The organism is Bartonella tribocorum (assembly GCF_002778015.1).
GTDB lineage: Bacteria > Pseudomonadota > Alphaproteobacteria > Rhizobiales > Rhizobiaceae > Bartonella > Bartonella tribocorum_B.
Genome location: NZ_NJPP01000086.1, coordinates 1 through 797, shown reverse-complemented (window position 1 = coordinate 797; position 797 = coordinate 1). Strand labels below are relative to the sequence as shown.

At 47.7% G+C, this 797-nt stretch carries 1 protein-coding gene; it reads left to right on the top strand.

Translation table 11 applies throughout. The features are described from left to right. A partial coding sequence (locus CEV08_RS09295) for a hemagglutinin repeat-containing protein (RefSeq protein WP_180753588.1) occupies positions 1-797 on the top strand: 797 nt, incomplete at both ends.

The window sequence follows — 797 nt, the reverse complement described above, 5'->3', positions numbered from 1 at the left end:
ATGAACAAAGCGGAAATATCACCTTGGATGCAAAACAACATATCCTCTTTGAAAGTGCACAAAACACGCAGAGCACACAAAACAGCAGTGAAAGTGCTTCAATGAGTGTTGGCTACGGTTATGGCACGGGTGGCGCAGGGGCAACGGGTAGTGCTGCTTTTAGTCAAGGGGAAGGCTCCAGTGCACAGGTTCAACATAAGAACAGCCATATTATAGGCACCGGCACTGTTCATAGCAATAGTGGAGGAAACACCACATTGGCAGGCGCTGTAGTTTCTGGAAACCGTGCAGAGATGGGTGTTGGGGGTGGTTTCACCATTACCAGCCTCAGTGATACAGGACAAAGTTCCAGCAAGCAAAATTCTGTTTCTGTTGGCTTTGGTGCTGGAGCAACGGGTGGTGGAGGTTCAATGAGCGCCTCTTTCCAAAAAGATAAATCCTCTAGCAATTATCACAGTGTTGTGGAGCAATCCGGCATCAAAGCGGGTGATGGTGGCTTTGATATTACAGTGGCGGGTGCAACAAACTTGATCGGAGGCCTTATTGACAGCAGTGCCTCAGCCGACAAAAATAAATTGACCACAGGAACCATTACGACGAGTGATATTGCCAACAGTGCGCATGCGACAGCCAGCAGCCATGGTTTTAGCCTTTCTGGAAATGACACGATAAAAAACATTGCCAAGAATATTTTAAATCATGGTAAAGCCAAGGATGGAGCAGAAGGTGAAACCAAATCGGCTATCAGCGATGGCGCCATCATCTTAACCGGTGAAAGCAATCAGAGGGTGATGGGG